The 17,348-nt window shown below is 48.8% G+C and carries 14 protein-coding genes; 13 read left to right on the top strand and 1 reads right to left on the bottom strand.

Going from position 1 to position 17,348, the window contains the following annotated elements:
- Positions 1-139: 139 nt before the first annotated feature.
- The 3 genes from MKY92_RS11585 (at position 140) to MKY92_RS11595 (ending at position 2,720) form a co-directional block, all read left to right on the top strand.
- Positions 140-679, top strand: a complete 540-nt coding sequence (locus MKY92_RS11585; protein ID WP_339300759.1) for a GNAT family N-acetyltransferase — start codon at positions 140-142, stop codon at positions 677-679.
- A 168-nt stretch (positions 680-847) separates the two neighbouring features.
- A complete protein-coding gene (locus MKY92_RS11590) occupies positions 848-2,323 on the top strand; it encodes an aldehyde dehydrogenase family protein (RefSeq protein ID WP_339300760.1) in 1,476 nt (491 codons plus the stop codon).
- 190 nt (positions 2,324-2,513) lie between these two features.
- Positions 2,514-2,720, top strand: a complete 207-nt coding sequence (locus tag MKY92_RS11595) for a hypothetical protein (RefSeq protein WP_339301957.1) — start codon at positions 2,514-2,516, stop codon at positions 2,718-2,720.
- A 122-nt stretch (positions 2,721-2,842) separates the two neighbouring features.
- Here the strand turns inward: MKY92_RS11595 and MKY92_RS11600 are convergent, their stop codons facing one another.
- Entirely contained in the window at positions 2,843-3,082 is a 240-nt protein-coding gene (locus tag MKY92_RS11600) for a hypothetical protein (protein ID WP_074094612.1), read from the bottom strand.
- Positions 3,083-3,504: 422 nt separating this feature from the next.
- Here MKY92_RS11600 and MKY92_RS11605 point away from each other — a divergent pair, with 422 nt between their 5' ends.
- The 10 genes from MKY92_RS11605 (at position 3,505) to hrpB (ending at position 17,291) form a co-directional block, all read left to right on the top strand.
- On the top strand, positions 3,505-3,825 hold the full coding sequence (locus MKY92_RS11605; RefSeq protein WP_074094613.1) for a hypothetical protein: 321 nt from the start codon (positions 3,505-3,507) through the stop codon (positions 3,823-3,825).
- A 54-nt stretch (positions 3,826-3,879) separates the two neighbouring features.
- Positions 3,880-7,884 (top strand): type VII secretion protein EssC, encoded by a 4,005-nt coding sequence (gene essC, locus MKY92_RS11610; protein WP_339300762.1) that lies wholly within the window; start codon positions 3,880-3,882, stop codon positions 7,882-7,884.
- A gap of 16 nt (positions 7,885-7,900) precedes the next feature.
- Positions 7,901-8,731, top strand: a complete 831-nt coding sequence (locus tag MKY92_RS11615; RefSeq protein WP_339300764.1) for a hypothetical protein — start codon at positions 7,901-7,903, stop codon at positions 8,729-8,731.
- Between the two features lie 6 nt (positions 8,732-8,737).
- Complete coding sequence (locus MKY92_RS11620) at positions 8,738-9,286, top strand: WXG100 family type VII secretion target (protein ID WP_017689072.1); 549 nt, start codon at positions 8,738-8,740, stop codon at positions 9,284-9,286.
- Positions 9,287-9,475: 189 nt separating this feature from the next.
- Positions 9,476-9,751 (top strand): WXG100 family type VII secretion target, encoded by a 276-nt coding sequence (locus MKY92_RS11625; protein WP_017689071.1) that lies wholly within the window; start codon positions 9,476-9,478, stop codon positions 9,749-9,751.
- Between the two features lie 158 nt (positions 9,752-9,909).
- Positions 9,910-11,988, top strand: coding sequence for a hypothetical protein (locus tag MKY92_RS11630; RefSeq protein WP_339300766.1), 2,079 nt, complete (start codon positions 9,910-9,912; stop codon positions 11,986-11,988).
- A gap of 34 nt (positions 11,989-12,022) precedes the next feature.
- Positions 12,023-12,775 (top strand): vWA domain-containing protein, encoded by a 753-nt coding sequence (locus tag MKY92_RS11635; protein WP_017689069.1) that lies wholly within the window; start codon positions 12,023-12,025, stop codon positions 12,773-12,775.
- Between the two features lie 10 nt (positions 12,776-12,785).
- On the top strand, positions 12,786-13,628 hold the full coding sequence (locus MKY92_RS11640) for a hypothetical protein (RefSeq protein WP_221825183.1): 843 nt from the start codon (positions 12,786-12,788) through the stop codon (positions 13,626-13,628).
- Between the two features lie 183 nt (positions 13,629-13,811).
- Positions 13,812-14,618, top strand: a complete 807-nt coding sequence (locus MKY92_RS11645) for an SDR family NAD(P)-dependent oxidoreductase (protein ID WP_339300770.1) — start codon at positions 13,812-13,814, stop codon at positions 14,616-14,618.
- A 153-nt stretch (positions 14,619-14,771) separates the two neighbouring features.
- Positions 14,772-17,291, top strand: coding sequence for an ATP-dependent helicase HrpB (hrpB, locus tag MKY92_RS11650; protein ID WP_339300771.1), 2,520 nt, complete (start codon positions 14,772-14,774; stop codon positions 17,289-17,291).
- Positions 17,292-17,348: the final 57 nt, after the last annotated feature.

Consider the following 17,348-nt stretch of genomic DNA (forward strand, 5'->3'; position numbering starts at 1 on the left):
TTAGTTCAAAAAGTCCACTTTTGATTACGAATCATGCCTAGCGGCATCAGGACTGAAGTGGATAAATTTGGAATTATTGGAAAAGGAACATATAGTATGGTAAAGCTACGGCAGTTACGAGAGAAAAGAAGTGATAGCTATGCTGATCAGGCCGGCGCTTGAAGGGGATGCGCAGGGGATAGCCCGTGTACATACAGAGAGTTGGAAAACAACGTATCGGGGAATTGTGCCTGACGATTTTTTGGATCATTTGACTATAGAATCAAGATTGTCCCAGTGGGAAAAGACCATTCGTTCTGGCGAAAAGGATCAGATCCTGGTAGTAGCTGAACAGCATGATGGGAAAATTGTCGGATTTGCCTGTGGGGGTAGGGAGCGTGAAGGCAAATTAGCTTATGATGGAGAGTTGTACGCCATATATTTGCTGAAGGAGATGCAACAAACGGGGATAGGTCAACAACTGGCTACACATGTCGTTAATCATCTGCGAAACCATAATATGAAAAGTCTGATCATATGGGCTTTGGAGCGTAATTCAGCGTGCCGCTTCTATGAAAAGATGGGAGGCTTTCCAGTCCATACACAGTCCATCCGCATCGGGGGTCAAGATTTGATTGAAGTTGGCTACGGATGGGAAGACTTGGGCCTCTTTGGAGAGAAGAGCCTGCCTGACAGGTGAAAGGCATACAGGGAGTGACAGAATTGGTACATTGTATTGTTTCCTTAAGCACTAGGAATGGAAAAGTTAATTCAGGTCTGCACGTTTGCGTAATTCTGAACAAGGTTAATGATGTATTACACTGTTTTGCAGGTGTGACATTCAATCTTGATCAGGAGGCGTATTCAGATGACTTTAATGGAAACCGAACATACAACATGGACGAAACAATATATTAATGGCCAATGGGTAGATGGCTCCGGCGAGAAAACTATGGAGAATATCAATCCTTATTCGGGAGAAGTTATTGCCACATGGCGCTCTTCCAATAAGAAAGACATAGATAAGGCTTATGAGTCAGCTCAGAAAAATTCAATTGAATGGGCAAAGTCATTACCTGCTGCGAAAGAAGAGGTATTACGTAAAGTTTCATCCCTGATGGTAGAGCGAAAAGAGGAGATCATTCAACTGTTGACCACGGAATCCGGCAGTACCCGAATCAAATCGGAGGCGGAGTTTGCAGCAGCTAAACGAATTGTGGACGAAGCAGCATCTTTTCCTTATCGCATGAAGGGTGAGATTATCCCGTCCAATACCCCTGGCAAAGAGAACCGTGTGGCTCGTGAACCGAAGGGTGTGATTGGTGTTATCGGGCCATGGAACTTCCCTTTGCATCTATGCCTGCGATCTGTCGCTCCAGCGATTGCTCTTGGTAATGGTGTGGTGATTAAACCGGCATCAGACACTCCGATTACGGCAGGTTGGCTCATTGCCGATTTGTTTGAACAGGCTGGTCTGCCAAAGGGCGTGTTAAATGTCGTTGCCGGAAGTGGCAGCGAGATCGGAGATTACTTTGTCGCTCATCCGGTTCCCAAAGTAATTTCATTTACGGGTTCCACAGAAGTTGGACAAGGGATCGGTAAACTGGCGGGTGAACATTTAAAAGAAACGACACTGGAGCTAGGCGGCAACAACGCCATGGTTGTGCTGGAAGATGCGGATATTGAACATGCTGCCGAAGCGGCGGTCTTTGGCAAGTTTCTGCATCAGGGACAGATCTGTATGGCTCTGAATCGTATCATTGTGCATGCCGATATTTACGACCAATTCGTCGAATCATTTGTTGCCAAAACGAAGAATGTCCAGGCAGGTGATCCAGCGGATGCTAACACACTCGTGGGTCCTCTCATTCGGGGAAAAGAGGTAGAACGATTGCTGGAGCTTGTAAACAAAACCAAGGCCGAAGGCGCACGGTTAATGCTCGGGGGGACCAGTAAAGGCAGCGTGCTGTATCCTACTGTACTTGCCGATGTTAAACCTGAACAGGATATCGTGCAGCAGGAATTGTTTGGCCCAGTGGCAGTGATCATGAAGGCTCATGATGAGCAGGAAGCTGTACGTTTGGCGAATGATACGCCTTATGGACTTAGTGGTTCCGTATTCACAAGAGATCTCAATCGAGGATATCAGGTTGCTCAGCGCATTGAATCGGGTATGGTGCATGTAAATGATCAGTCTGTGAACGATGAAGCGCATGTGATGTTTGGCGGTGAAAAAGCTTCGGGGATTGGACGTTTCGGTGGTGATTGGGCCATTGAGAAGTTTACACGTACGCGTTGGATCAGCATTCAGCACCAATATCGGGAATATCCGGGAGTGAAATAAGTCGAAAAAGGGTGAACTAGCAGGTTCATTTATAAATGATTAGAGTGGGTTGCAAAAAGATCGACAAATCATGCGAAAGTCCGTCTCCAGCTTGGTGAGACGGGCTTTTTGCACAATTTTACACCTCAGCAAAATACGGCTTAATATAAGAGCGGAAAAGCTGTTTGGGGCTGACGCTATCTGGTTATTTATGGATACACGGAAGAATCGATCCGTAAATCCAATGGCAAAGGGGCTTTTATTCATGTCCATTGACCGCTTTATTCTAAGGAAACTGAATACCTGTCAGGAAGAACATACACGTGCCAATTTGGTTCGGCTGTTTGTCATTCGTATTCGTAAAGCCGAGATTGCGGAAGAACATGATGCCGCCTATGTCCTGAGCAAACTGCACTGAGCGATGGCGGATAACAATTGCGATCCGCTGTTAACGTGTATACAACTCAAAAAAGGAAGCTTGTCTATAACGACAGCTTCCTTTTTCATGTCTTGTAATGAATGTGGCTTGACTGACTCCTTTTAATATAAGGATAAAGCAAGGGAGTCGTTTTCACTTCGACTGTGGAGAATGGCTTCTCCATTAACAATCTCAATACTAATTAAAGAATGCAGACATTTTTGAATGGCGCGTTTACCGTTGCTAATTTTATGCTCAAGAGCACTGCTAAGCAATCTTAATGTCTTCTGCATAGGTTGTTTGTTTTCTTGATTAAAATATACAGGGATTGATTTGTTTTGAAAGGTTATTAGGGTTCTCACTTGAAATCACCTCACGGTTGTTATTTCATACAGCTAATAATAAATTCCAATGCTTAAAATTACCTTAAAATCAGCTTATGAAAACATAAAGGTGGGTAATGTTTGAAAAGTGTTCACAATTCAATTGTGAGCGAAGGAATAAAAGTCCTGAAAAACGTAACTTAATTACCATTTAAATGGAACGAAAAACGATAATTTTCGTATCCTCGCAATATTTAATTGCATAACTGCCACGAAAGTTCTGAGTCTAATGTACGATATTTTAATATATACGTGGGTCATATGTAACAAAATTACAGGTGGTACATTGCAAACAGGGTGTTTATGTAAGAAAATAGGGTTGATATAACGATGCATTCTCTTTTTTTTGATTTAATCTGACATTAGGACAATTTACATATGAGACCATGGGAGGGATTCGGATGATTCTAACCGTGTATTCCGGCCGCGAGGAAGGAGAATGGTTCGACATCGATGTTCCGGACGAATGTACCATTGAACATTTGAAGACATTACTCGGCGTTCGCATTTTTGGACAGGCACCGGGAGACGGCATTCAGTACATCCTTGAAGCCAAGTTTCCGGAAGGTCTGTGGTTTTCTCCGCAGAACGCACAGCAGTTAATGGAAACAGGGCTGCGACAAGGTAGTTGCGTACGTGTCCAGCGGGCTTTTTCAACGACTTCGGAAGAAGCGCCTGTATATGGAAGACGTTCATTGTTTCAGCAGGACAGCAACGAATAGAGCTTTTGAACGTATACATTCATTATTGAACGAACTAAAGGAGGTCTTCTCTTCGTGAATGTGTTATATCAGCGTTCTCCAAGAATGACACCGGTTCTCAAGGAAGAGAGACTCGAAATACTCAGGCCTCCAACAGAACCGAGCAAACCCACGTTTTCCATGATATCCATTATTGTGCCGATCATGATGACCATGGTCAGCATTGGTTTCTACGTATATATCAATATGACCGGCAAAATGAATAACAGCAATTATATGATGTTTCAGATGATGACGGTCATGATGATGCTTACTTCTTACACCATTCCATTCTTCGTGTATCTGAGCAACAAGAAATCATATCGCAAAAAATTGGAAGAACGAAAAATAATGTATCTTGCCCAACTGGACAAACACCGGGAAGAACTGAAAGAAGCTCAGGCGGAGCAAGTGAAGAGCCTGTACGAAATTCATGGTGATCCGGGTGTGTGTCTTCAAGTGGTGAAGAACCGGAACAGTTCCTTGTGGGAGCGTTCACCAGAGGATGATGATTTCCTTCAGGTACGCATTGGTACGGGAGAGATTCCATTCCGCATCAAACTTCAGGTTCCGCGGATTGATGGTTACGAGAAGGATGAGTTGATTGAAGCGGCCCATGAACTTGCGGCTGAATTCCAGACGGTACCGGATGCTTCCATTACATTGCCTTTGTTCCAATCGAAGGTTATGGGACTTGTCGGTGATCGGGAGGAAGTGCTTGCTTCCCTGCGAGTCATCATCTCACAACTGACGGTACGCCATTCCCCGGATGAACTGAAGCTTGCTGCTTTCTATGAAGAGAAGGACAGCAAGGAATGGGACTGGCTTCGCTGGATGCCCCATATCTGGGATGAAGATCAGGGACAACGCTATATGGCCGACAGGCACAGCGGTGCGCATCAATTGGCGGACAGCTTGTTTTCCGTGTTGAACCGCCGCCGTAACAATAAGGAAGACCGCTACAAGAAAAGCATACAAACGCCATGTTACGTTGTGATTCTCTCCGATACGCAATTGATTGAAGAAGAACCGTTACTTCCGCTGCTGCTGGAGTCGGCTCAGGACATTGATGTATGCACCATCATACTGGCTAATCGCAAGGAGTCTCTACCGATGCATTGTCAGTTGATTATGGATGCCTCCAAAGGCAAAGGGGTGTATATCAAAAAAACGGAAGATGCAGATGTTATTCAACAAACGTACAAGCCTGATGTAATCTCGAAGGAGATGGCAGAGGCGCTTTCCCGATATATGTCACCGATTCGTTTGAAGCGTTCATCTGCGTCGGATATCCCGCAACTGCTCCCGTTATTCGATATGCTGAGCACATCACGTGTGGAGGATCTGGATGTGGTCTCCAGGTGGGGACAGACAAGATATCCTGACACACTTCCCGTACCTATGGGCGTAAGAGCTGGTGGCAAAAAAATTGCTCTTAACCTGCATGATAAAATCGAACGTCAGGGTCATGGTCCCCATGGTCTGATTGCAGGCACAACTGGTTCAGGTAAAAGTGAGGTCATCCAGTCCATCGTAGCTTCACTGGCTGCTGAATTCCATCCACATGATCTGGCGTTTATGTTGATTGACTATAAAGGTGGCGGTATGTCCAACACATTTGTCGATCTGCCTCATGTGGTAGGGACGATCACCAATCTGGATGGGAATCTGATCGAGCGGGCGAATATCTCACTTCGTGCTGAACTGGTCAGAAGGCAAAAAATATTAAATGATGCGGGAAACCTCCAGCATATTGATGAATACTACAAAATTCTGCGTTCCAGACATGAACAGCCACTGCCACATCTGGTTATTATCATTGACGAGTTTGCTCAATTGAAACGGGACCAGCCGGAGTTCATGGATGAATTGATCAGTATCGCGGCCATTGGCCGGACACTAGGGGTTCATCTAATTCTGGCAACCCAAAAGCCTGCTGGTGTTGTGGACGATAAAATATGGAGTAATTCGCGCTTCCGGATCTGCCTTCGCGTACAGAGTGAGGGAGATAGCAGGGACATGATCAAGATTCCAAATGCTGCCTGGATTACAAAGCCTGGTCGTGGATATTTCCAGGTTGGTAGTGATGAAGTGTTCGAAGAAATGCAATTCGCCTGGAGTGGTGCACCATATAACCAGCAGGAGGATTCAACAACAGTATTGCCTGTTATGGAAGTGCGCCTGAACGGTAAGCGGGAGCCTCTGTTAACTGGAGAACGCAGAGCCGTTCTCAAAGGGGAAGATGTTCCGAAACAGCTTCAGGTATTTATTGATTATGTTGCACAGTCTGCAGCGGATGCGGGTATCCGTCGTTTGCCAGGACCATGGTTGCCACCTTTACCAGAGACACTGGAATGGGAAGGTCTTCAGGACTGGCAGGAAGAAGAGAATCGCGATTTGCTGCTTGATGGTGGAGCGAGTGGTCTGAAACCACTGGTGGGTTTGCTGGATGATCTCCCGAATCAGCGCCAACAACCGCTCGCATTGCCTGTGGATCAAGGACATCTGGTCGTGTACGGCATGCCAGGACTGGGCAAAACAACATTTGTTCAGACCTTGCTTATGTCCCTGGCACGTTCCCATAGAACTGAGCCTTGGAATGGTTACATTATCGACATGGGCCGTATGATGAAGGATTTTGCAGCACTACCTCAGATCGGTGGCGTGATGATGGCTGAAGAGGAAGACCGGATCAAGCGATTATTCCGCTATATTCTCAAGCTGTCAGCACAACGTAAAGATATCATCTCGGAGGCGGGTGTTAAAACGATTTCGGCATACCGCCGTTCAGCTCACGCCGCAGTCCCGCAGGTTGTGGTCGTTATTGATGGTTATCTTTCATTCCGTAATGCCTATCCGGAAGAAAATGAACTTCTGGAGACGATCCTGCGTGAAGGCGGAAGTCTGGGTATCACTTTTGTGCTCACCGCCAATCGGGTAACAGATGTATTTGAAAAATTCAGAAGCAATATTCCCAATGCGGTTTCATTTGAGTTATCCGATCCAAGCGATTATTATTATGCCGTGGGAAGACCTTCCAAGGCGCCAAGTCAACTTCCGCCTGGAAGAGGTCTGGTCAAAGGGCAAGTGCCTCCGTTAATGTTCCAGGTGGCATTACCTTCTTCCGGGGCAGATGAGGGCAAGCGTTCATCTGTACTGCGCCGTACGATTGCTGAGATTCGCCAAGGCTGGACAGGCGAAGAAGCGCCGCAGATTGCCCCACTTCCGGAAGAGATCAAACTGAAAGATCTGCTCATTCAGACAGGATCTTATGGTCAGGCTTGGGATACATCGTCTGTAACTGTTCCTGTGGGACTGCTTACGGATGATCTGGAACCATTCGAGCTTAATCTGCGTGAAGGTCCGCATTTCATGGTAACGAGTCCGATGGAAGGCGGCAAAACGACATTTTTATTGACATGGATGTTATCACTGGCTTATCATGCTTCTCCGGAAGATGTGCAAATATACACAGTAGATATGCGTTACGGCTCAGGTGGGCTGGGGGAAATCAGCAGTTTGCCCCATGTCCGTGGACATGTATCGCGAGAAGAACAGCTTGCACCTGTGATTCAACAGTTGTACGATGAAGTTCTGAAAAGAGGCGAGATTTCCGGTGGACCGGAACTTGTGCTCGTTATCGACGATGCGGACACCTTGTCCAAGCAACTAAACGATTTTAATGTAAAAGATCAATTGGGAGCGATTGTTCGTCAAGGAAGGGATCGCGGTGTACACGTGATTCTGTCCGGAGTTCCGGCAGACTTCCCAACCTTTGGTTCTGACTGGGTAACGGATGTGAAGGCTTCCCAGAGCGGAATGCTGTTCGGGACTTTAGACCCTAACGATCTCTCGTTCTTCCGTATACCTTATTCCGAATCTGGAGGTAGTACAGGTGGGCTGAAGGTACTGCCTCCGGGTCAAGGTTATTATGTAAAACGTAAATATTCCAGGGTTAAAGGTGCAGTTCCATGTGATGACAGCTGGAAAATGACCGATTGGATTTCTGAAATTCGTGACCGATGGCATGTTGTAGTTTGAGGGGAGGTGGCTCATAATGTTGACGGTTCATGATTCTAAGCAAAAGATAGTCACGTTGCAAACAAAGGAACTTTTTTTCCTGGCTGGTATTCTCGGTTCAGACCGACTGCTTGGTGTGGAAGATCCGTTTCGCGGCTATATGGCGGAGGATATCGCGATGGAGTGGGAGCGTGTCAAAACCTCCCTGCTGGACAAAGGATATCTGATTCGGGATCAGGATACCGATGAGCTGATCATGACACCGACCGTTTTCTCCAGGGTAGCCATTGCCGGATTGTCCGACAGAGCTTGTTGGATTCGCTACACGATCAACGGAAAGGCGTATGAGAGTTATATCCATTGCACGGATGAGCGGGTCGTTGAAGTTTCCCGTGTTGACGACGTACCGGACTCGTTCCGGCTCAGCGATCTGGGAAGTGTTCGTGAAGCCATTGATGTTCTGATAGAGCGGATGAAATGGAGCGGCCATTCTCCTGCGGAGAAACCGGCCCTAATGTGCTCCAAGAAAAAATTTTATGATGTCATGAATGAGCTCGAAAACAGCGGGATACAGACCGTAGCAAAGGAGCTCGAGCAGGAGACAAGTGATCCTGAGGGCTCACTTGCACTGGCACGCTGTCTGGTGGGTAAGGAGTCAGACGGGGAGCTTAGGTTGCTTGTATGGAATGAAGATGGGTGGAAATCACAGTCGGCAGCATTTGCTGCAAGTGCGGTCTCCAACTGGTTGTTCCGGATGAGCACTGCGGCTTCAGATGATTGGCTTGTTGCAGCACTGACGACTAGAGAACAGTTTCACGAGATGCTGCTGGACTGGCTTAAACAGCCTGCAGGGGAAGAGGAAAGGTGATGGTAAATGCGCATTCGTGTGGAACCGGATGTGCTTCGGGCACTGAGCAAGCAGATTCAGTATGCAGCGGAGCAAATACAGCAAAAGATGACAGTGTTGGATCAGGCGATTCATTCGCTGGAGTGGGAGGTTGAATCCCGCGCAGCGGTGATGAATGAATGGAATCACAGTAAACGACTGGGCGAGGATGCGCTGCGTCGATTAATGGACTTAAGCGTACAGCTGGGACGCAAAGCGTTGTTATTCCAGCAGGCAGACATGGAGTATCGTTCCGTGCTGAGTCATGTGAACACAGCCTATGGTAATGCGGTCAATATGCTGAATGTTCTTCAGAACAATCGTACAGGAGAAATCATGCCTGCACATTCTGCAACTGTAGCTGTAGTATCCGATCCCCTTTCCGCAATGGCGGCCGTATATCGTGTACAGGATGCCGCTCCGCCTGATGGCTCCCCGGCTACACTGGTGCAGGCTATGCAGCCTGAGCCTGTAGCATGGAGATTCACAGATCCTTCCTTTCGGGGGAGAAGAGGGACCGAGCCTGTGGTTTCCTGAGCAGAGTAAATGAAAGTAACAGCAGAAAGTGAATTTTTTTTTTTGTAAATAGGCTGTTAGGAGAAGTTTCAAATGCTGAAAATGGGGTAAATAGGATTAGGTCCTTCGGCTTTTGTCCGATCGATCCTGGTATAGTACAATTTGAACAAGCTAAAAATTTAATTGCACAAACCAAGGAGGAATTTACAAATGGCAGGACGTATTTTAGTTACCCCAGAGCAGCTTGATCAGGTTTCCAACCAATTTAAACAAAGCGGTGAGCAAAGTCAGCAAATCGTATCTACATTGACTCAATCCATCACAAGCATGGAAGGACAATGGGAAGGTATGACAAAACAACGCTTCTTCCAGGAGTTCCAGGAAGCTAGCAAACAAATGCAATCATTCGTTCAAACGCTGAACAGTATCAGCGCTGAACTTACAGCTATTGCTAACAAATTCCGTACAGCTGACCAAGCTCGTTAATCTGCTTTACATAGATCAGGCCGATGTGAAGTCTGAATTCGTCCTGAATTATAGGTGGATAGCAAGCTGAAGATGTACAACTACAGCAAAAACCGGGCGTTTTCACAACACCCGGTTTTTGCTGCAACTATGACACTAGGACAGAGAGAGGGATAAGCATGTCTTTTCAACCAAATCCCGGGGATGAAGTGGTGATTAACGACATTGCCTATACGATTGGGCAACATCCGGCAGCGCCGGGTCTGGCTTATGCCCAAGCCGGAAGGCAGGGGATTGTTTATCAGTTGATACCCCGAAATGGTTCCATTCATGGGGCCAAAGCACTAAAAGTCTTTTTTCCTAAATTCCGTATTCCAGCTATGGTATATCAGTCTGAGCATATGGAGTCTTATAGTGAACTGCCAGGTTTGCAGGTATGCAAGCGTGATGTGCTCACTCCGGAAAGAAACGGAGCGCTCATTGGAAAACATCCCGATCTGTTATATGCGGTGTTGATGCCATGGGTGCAAGGTCAGACCTGGTTCGATGTGATCAGTGATCAGAGACAGTTGACGGCTGAGGAGAGCCTGAAGCTGGCTAGAGCGCTTGCTGGAACGGGTTCGGCTATGGAACAACGTGGGCTGGCTCATTGCGATATATCCGCTCCCAATGTAATGATTCCGTTTTTTTCCGAAGTGGAGAACCTGGGGAAGACGTCTGCGGTAGAACTTGTGGATGTCGAGCAGATGTACGGTTCCAAGATGGATCGTCCGGATGCCCTGCTTGCCGGGTCACCCGGTTATGCAGCCCATCGAACAGTGCACAGTGGTTTGTGGAGTTCATATGCTGACCGATTTGCCGGAGCTGTTATCATTGCTGAAATGTTAAGCTGGTCGGACCCTGTAATTGTAGAGAAGGCGTGGGGCGAAAGTTATTTTGACCAGCATGAAATGCAAACGGTGAGTGAACGGTATTATGCGATGAGGGAGTCCCTTGAGAAGCGTTGGGGTTCCAAACTGTCCGATCTGTTCATTCGAGCTTGGGAAAGTCATGATCTGAGCAGTTGTCCGACGTTTGGTGAGTGGTATGTTGCATTGGCTGCGATAGACGTGGATCAGGCCAATGCTGCTGCTGTTGCTGCGACATCGGAAGAAGAAGCTGCCAATCCGTCCGAAGCTGATGTGAATCTGAAAAAGAGTTCAGAACCAGTAAATGAACCGGTGAATAGGCAAGACGGGAACATTTCCCAAACGCCTCACTCTCCCGATCAGGAAGCGGTTGTGAACCGTCTGTTCCTGCAAGCAAGAGCCCTAGAGGATGAAGATAAACCGGCTGCAGCACTGGAAGTGTACCGCTCGCTTTATCATTTTATTCCTCATAACAGCGCGATGCAGATGGAAGTGGAGGCTGCAATCAAGGAACTGGATGCCAAGCTTAATCCAAAAGAAGACACAGACAAACCTGTACCTGTGCCATTCTACAGATCCAAAAAGTTCATGATATCCTCCGCTGTTCTTATTGTATTGCTTGCAGGTGGCGTGCCAACGGTCAAAATACTCGCCGATCAGGCAGAGGTGAAACAGAAAGAACAGCAGGAAGCCATACGACTGGCAGATATCAAAGCTGCGGAAGAGGCTGAAGCAGCAAAGGCAGCTGCGCTCAAACAGCAGGAAGAACAAGAGAAGCAAAAGGCCGCAGAGGCTGCAAAACTGGATGCAGAGGAAAAGAAAAAGCTCGCTGAAGCCAAGCAGAAGGAAGCTGAAGCAAAGAAAAAAGAAGAAGAACGTAAGGCGTTACAGGCCAAGTACGACAAACAGGCGAAATATGAGGCCTTTCTGGTGAAGCAGGAACAGCAGAAGAAAGAAGCCGCTAAGAGAGCGCAGCAGGAGAAGTACGATAAACAGGCAAAATATGAAGCTTATCTGGTCTGGAAAAAAGAGAATGATGCGAAGCTTGCAAAACAGGAAGCGGAGCGTAAAGCGGCAGCTGAAGTTAAACGCCAACAGGAGATTGCTCAAAAAGCAGCTCTGAAGAAAAAACGTGCCCAGAATGTGGTCACGCTGATTGCTCATTACAATAAGACGTATAACGCGCAAAAAGGCAGAAAAATTGAAAATGCGGAAGCATATGCCCGTGATTTCAAAAATCTCTACAATACCGATGCTGCTTATTTCAAAGGGGTCGGCAAAGTGGCTGCTCGAATGAGTGCCATTAACAAATTCCTGAGCAACAACAGCTACACGTTGCCTAACTTATAAAATAACACGTGACGATGGAGGTGACTCACCCTAGATGAACTACACGATTCAAGCATCACAGCGTACACCTGCACTTATTATATATTTAATTGATATTAGCGCCTCCATGAACATGGTTCTGGAAAATCGTCGACGGATTGACGTCGTCTATGATGCCTTATCTCTCGCGATCCGGCAAATGGTATTTCGGTCTACTAAGGGAAATCGTCTGACACCGCGCTATCGTATAGCCATATTGGCTTACAGCGATGATGTATATGATTTGTTGAACGGTATCAAAGGGATTGACGAGATTGCCGCAGTTGGTTCTTTGCCTGACCTGACTCCGAGACGGTTTTCAGATTCTGCGAAGGCTTTCCTGCAGGCGGAAAAGATTCTACAGGCCGAAATTCCGAATATGCAGGATTGTCCTGCGCCGCTTGTATGTCACATGACCGATGGGGTGGCTACAGGTGAAGATCCCGAGCCGATTGCCAAAAGAATCATGGGCATGAGTGTGCCGGACGGCAATGTGTTGGTCGAGAATATTTTTATATCGGATCATCTGCTGGAAGGGCCAATTGCTGAACCTCGAAGATGGAAGGGAATCTCTTCGGAAACGAATCTACAGGATGAGCATGGAGAGAAGCTGCGGAATATGTCATCCGTTCTGCCCGAAAGTTATCGGGAAATGCTTGTTGAAGCTGATTATTTGCTTGCTCCCGGTGCACTCATGATGCTGCCAGGTACCTGTGCAGAATTGGTATCGATCGGGTTCCAGATGTCCGCTGCTACGCCTGTGAGATAGGAGGGGAATCATGAGAGCGATACGATTGGCAACATTGTCTGCTGGTGATAAGGGGGGCCATGTCGAGCAACGGCATGGCAACTTTCGCTATGTGAGTGTGCAGACCGGAGAACAGCCATTAACTCGTTATCAAGGTGCATTCAAGTGCAGATATGGTTACGGCAGAGCCGCAGAGACGGTTAATCAGGGTGATTCCGGACAGGATTTTGCTGCGGTCCGCATGAATGGGAATGTCTGCAATTTTGTATTATGTGATGGAGTAGGCATGAGTTATCTGGGCGACTTTGCAGCACGGTTTCTGGGAAATGCTTTGCTGGATTGGCTGGAAACGACGCAGCATCCGACGGTTGAGGCCGTGGAACGTCTTCTTCATGATCTGACCCTTCCTGCATCCGAGCAACTGGAGAAATTACAACCACTGGAAAGCTCCCCTCTGTTACTGCGTGAAGTATTAATGGAAAAACGAAGCCGTGGGAGTCAGGCCATGTATGTCTGTGGGCGGATTGAGCTCACGGGAGGAGGACGCAAAAGCCGTGTATGGTTAGCGTGGCAAGGAGATTCACGTATTCGCCTTTGGCGCAATAATCAGGAACAGTCTGACATGTTCCAGGCACATTGCAAAACGAATGAGCGTTGGTCTACACTTGATGGTCCCGTGGGTGGCAAGCCGCACATCTATGAGACAAAAGGTTCAGCAGGTGATTCGCTGCGGCTCCAGTTATATACGGATGGACTGAACGATCTGGATGCCATTCAAGCCTATGTCCCGGATGAACACATTCAGGTACTGCTGGATGCTACACATACGGGCGGACTTGAAGATGATGCCGCTTTCATTGAGCTGGAATGGTGAGTGCCAGTTATAAAGTTGTGGACTGATCCTGAAGTTGCTGTGAGGTTGGTGTAGATCAACGGTGAAAAAACTTGCTGGTGTTGATTTAAAAGACACTCTTTTTGGGTAATCTTGTGAAGAATTGACTTTGAGCTTGAACGTACATTCTTACATAATTGCTAAAATGAAGGAGTGGGATGGATAATGACACAACATAACGGCAAGTCACGGTTCCAAGGCAAGGTTGCAATTATTACCGGAGCAGGCTCCGGGATTGGGAAAGCCACTGCGGTTAAGCTGGCTAAAGAGGGTGCGCATGTTGCATTGTTTGATCTGGTGAATGATCGGATCTCGGAAACGGAAGCAGAGATTAATGCGCTGCACCCTGGTGCGGCAAGAGCATTTGATGTAGACATTGCCGACCCAGCACGTGTGGAAAAGGCTGTACTGGAAACCGTTGAGTTATTCGGCGGTTTGGATATTGTTTTTGCCAATGCGGGCATTAACGGTGTCTCGGCACCCATTGAGGAAATTCAGGTTGAAGATTGGCAGCAGATTATTACAACCAACCTGAATGGTACATTTTTCACGATTAAATATGCATTGCCTCACGTGAAAAAACGGGGTGGCGGCAGTATCATCATCACGAGTTCGATCAATGGCAATCAACGTTTCTCAAGCTTTGGCATGTCGGCGTACAGCACGTCCAAGGCAGGACAGGTAGCTTTTGCCAAGATGGCTGCGCTTGAGCTGGCGAAGTTCAAGATACGTGTGAACGTGATCTGCCCCGGAGCGATTGCGACAAATATCGATCAAAGTACGGTCAAAACGGATGATCTGCAACAGATCATTATTCCGATGGAGTTCCCGGAAGGACAGCAGCCGCTTGCAGATGGACCGGGCCAGCCGGAACATGTTGCGGATCTGGTAAGCTTCCTCGCATCGTCCGAATCCAGACATATTACCGGAGCAGAGATCGTCATTGATGGTGCCGAATCATTGCTCAGCTAAGTGAGCATTCTGGATAAATTTCATTTTTACTAAGGCGTGTCTTAGGGTGTGTCCGCGATAGTCGTTCCTCTGGAACGGCTTTTTTTGTTATAATGCTAACATTCGAATAGAGATACTGAAGCGCATTAGGGTACATTCATTAGGAGCGATCATATGCATATAGAGTTACCGATACAAGAGATTATTCCTGAGTTAAAACAGTTATTTCGGGATCAAGATACAGGTGTGTTAATCGCTGAGCCGGGGGCGGGTAAAACAACTGTTGTACCGCTGGCTTTGTTGGACGAGCCATGGGTTGAGGGACGGAAAATCATAATGCTGGAACCCCGAAGGCTGGCTGCACGTTCGGCTGCGTCTAGACTGGCGGCTACGCTAGGGGAAAAAGCGGGTCAGACCGTAGGATATCGTGTACGCATGGATACCCGGGTGAGTCAGGCGACTCGTATTGAAGTTGTGACGGAAGGGGTATTGACCCGGATGTTGCAGCAGGACCAGGGTCTTGAGGATACGGCGATGATTATATTTGATGAATTCCATGAGCGGCATCTACATGGGGATTTGGGTCTGGCTCTGGCCTTGGAATCGCGTGCGATGTTACGTCCGGATCTGAAACTGTTGATCATGTCGGCAACCCTTGATCCTGTTCCGGTTTGTGCATTGCTTGGAGAAGGCACAAGATCAATTCATTGTCCGGGCCGTACATTTCCTGTAGAAACACGTTACTTGCCTAGACCAGCAGCCATGCCATTGGAACAATTCACGGCTCAGACGGTGACCAGGGCATTAGCTGAACAGGAAGGGGACGTGCTTGTTTTCCTTCCAGGGGCTAGAGAGATACACCGTACAGAGCGGGAGTTATCAAATGGTTCTCTTCCTGGACATGTGAAAGTTCATTCCCTGTATGGCAGTATGCCGGTAGAACAACAGGATGAGGCCATACGGCCGGCCCCTGAGGGCGCGCGCAAAGTTGTGTTGTCCACCTCCATTGCGGAATCCAGCCTCACACTAGCTGGAGTCAAGATTGTGGTAGACGCAGGGCTGAGTCGTGCATCGGCATTCTCGCCGCGTACGGGTATGAGCCGACTTGTCACCCTGCCGGTGTCCAAGGCGTCAGCCGATCAACGGCGGGGGCGTGCAGGGCGAATTGCCCCGGGGGTATGTTACCGGCTATGGAGCGAAGAGGTTCACGGGGGACTGCCTGAGGCAGCACGCCCGGAGATCACCTCCGCGGATCTTGCGCCGCTGGCGCTGGAGCTTGCCGTCTGGGGTGTCCAGTCCCCAGCAGAGCTGCAATGGCTGGACACCCCGCCTGACGCCGCCTACGGCCAGGCACAGGCGCTGCTGCGCCAGCTGGGCGGCCTGGACGACGCAGGCCGCATCACGCCCTTCGGGCGGCGGATGAACACGCTTGGCGTGCATCCGCGACTGGCCAGCATGCTGCTCCGCGCGGCGGAGCTTGGGCTGGCCAGCTACGCCAGCATGCTGGCGGCACTGCTGCAGGAGCCTGCCGGCATTCGCAGCAGTGGCAGTGCAGGCGCGGGCACGGACCTCCGCCCGCGCGTAGAGGCGCTGCTGACCGCGGACAGCAGCGGCATGCCGCAAGCGGCAGCGGCTGTCGCAGACGGCGCGGCCGTGCGGCGCATGCTCCAGGAGAGCCGCCAGCTGCGCTCGGCGCTCGGCCCGGCGGCCGATCCGGTGCGGCCGGATGAGGACAGCTGCGGATTGCTGCTGTCCTTCGCCTATCCGGACCGGATCGGGCAACGCCGGGAGGACGGCCGCTATCTGCTGAGCAGCGGCCGCGGCGTACGGCTCGCAGCGACAGAATCGCTGAGCCGTTCAGCGTATCTGGTCGCAGCCGAGGCAGACGACCAGGGCGCAGATGCGCGCATCCTGCTGGCTGCGCCGTTGCAGGAGCAGACCTTGTTGCAGGCAGGTCAGCACTTGCTGCACAATGAAGTGCAAGTCGCCTGGGATTCCAATACCCGCAGCGTGCGCGCACATAAGAGACTTCGGATTGGAGCCCTTGTGATGAAAGAGAGCAGTATTGCACAGCCACCTGAAGATCAGGTGCTGGAAGCACTGTTAACCGGAATACGAATGGAAGGGCTGGAATGTCTGCCCTGGACAAAAACATCCAGGCAACTTGCGGACAGGCTGAGGTTCCTGCATCTCTATCTACCTGAGTGGCCTGACCTGATCGAAGATGATCTGACCGAAGAGCTGGCAGAACATCTTACCCCATATCTGACAGGCATGCGTTCGGCAGCAGACCTCAAGAGATTGTCGATGCAGGATGTATTACTTGGTGGCCTGAGTTGGACCCAACGACAACAACTGGACGATGAAGCTCCGACGCATATACAGGTGCCAAGTGGTTCGCGTATTCCTGTGGACTATAGTCGTCCAGAGGACCCGGCGCTTGCGGTAAGATTACAGGAGATGTTTGGACAACAGGAGACACCGCGTATAGCGGGTGGGCGAGTCCCGTTGACCATCCACTTGTTATCGCCAGCACAGCGACCTGTACAGGTCACACGAGACTTGGCGAATTTCTGGCGAGAGACGTACTTTGACGTCAAAAAAGACCTGAAAGGTCGTTATCCGAAGCACTACTGGCCGGATAATCCACTTGAGGCGGTCGCCACAAATCGGGCCAAACCACGGGGCAAGTAGATGAATTACTTCATTTTTTAAGACATCAACGATTCCATATAAACTAAAATGAAGACC

The sequence above is a fragment of the Paenibacillus sp. FSL R5-0623 genome, assembly GCF_037974265.1.
Lineage (GTDB): Bacteria > Bacillota > Bacilli > Paenibacillales > Paenibacillaceae > Paenibacillus.